1 rRNA gene (cut by a window edge) is annotated in these 1,465 nt (G+C 57.3%); it reads right to left on the bottom strand.

Going from position 1 to position 1,465, the window contains the following annotated elements:
- A 23S ribosomal RNA gene (locus G5C62_RS25775) occupies positions 1-1,281 on the bottom strand; it reaches 1,851 nt to the left of the window's first position.
- Positions 1,282-1,465: the final 184 nt, after the last annotated feature.

The raw sequence follows: 1,465 nt of genomic DNA, 5'->3' as shown, positions 1-1,465 counted from the left end.
ATGACGGGTTCATGTGAATGCCACAGCTTCGGCGGTGTGCTTGAGCCCCGCTACATTGTCGGCGCGGAATCACTTGACCAGTGAGCTATTACGCACTCTTTCAAGGGTGGCTGCTTCTAAGCCAACCTCCTGGTTGTCACTGCGACTCCACATCCTTTTCCACTTAGCACACGCTTAGGGGCCTTAGCTGATGATCTGGGCTGTTTCCCTCTCGACTACGAACCTTATCGCCCGCAGTCTCACTGCCACGCTCTCACTTACCGGCATTCGGAGTTTGGTTGATTTCAGTAACCTTGTGGGGCCCCTAGACCATCCAGTGCTCTACCTCCGGCAAGAAACACGTGACGCTGCACCTAAATGCATTTCGGGGAGAACCAGCTATCACCGAGTTTGATTGGCCTTTCACCCCTACCCACAGCTCATCCCCTCAGTTTTCAACCTAAGTGGGTTCGGTCCTCCACGCGGTCTTACCCGCGCTTCAACCTGGCCATGGGTAGATCACTCGGCTTCGGGTCTAGAGCACGCGACTCAAACGCCCTGTTCGGACTCGCTTTCGCTACGGCTACCCCACACGGGTTAACCTCGCCACGTACCGCTAACTCGCAGGCTCATTCTTCAAAAGGCACGCAATCACCCCCACGCGTAAACGCGCATAAGGCTCTCACGGCTTGTAGGCACACGGTTTCAGGTACTATTTCACTCCCCTCCCGGGGTACTTTTCACCTTTCCCTCACGGTACTTGTCCGCTATCGGTCACCAGGGAGTATTTAGGCTTAGCGGGTGGTCCCGCCAGATTCACACCGAATTTCACGGGCTCGGTGCTACTTGGGATACGACTCGGGAGGCCATGAGTTTTCGTGTACGGGGCTCTCACCCTCTACGGCGACCCCTTCCAGAGGCCTTCCACTAACACATGGCTTTCTGACTCCCTGACAGTTCGGCAGAACCGCCTGAATCGTCCCACGACCCCGACCACACAACGCCTGCCGGCTTGGCATGCGATCGGTTTAGCCTCATCCGCTTTCGCTCGCCACTACTCACGGAATCACGGTTGTTTTCTCTTCCTGTGGGTACTGAGATGTTTCACTTCCCCACGTTCCCTCCACGCGCCCTATGTGTTCAGGCGCGGGTCACACCACATGACTGGTGCGGGGTTCCCCCATTCGGAAATCCTCGGATCAACGCTCGGTTGACAGCTCCCCGAGGCTTATCGCAGCCTCCTACGTCCTTCATCGGCTCCTGGTGCCCAGGCATCCACCGTGTGCCCTTAACAACTTGACCACACACAACACCCACGCCCGCCCACCACAACACCCCCGCACCCCGGGCGTGAACCCAAGATCGGTGAGCGATGTACGCGGACCAGCGCGGATATCCAGAACAATACTTACAAGATGCTCGCGTCCACTGTGCAGTTCTCAAAGTACGGAAGATGACCCACCATCCATCACCGCCAGCCCCAGTC

This window comes from Modestobacter sp. KNN46-3 (assembly GCF_011039295.1).
Note: the sequence above shows the minus strand (reverse complement) of the source record. Positions and strands in the feature narration are given on the sequence as shown.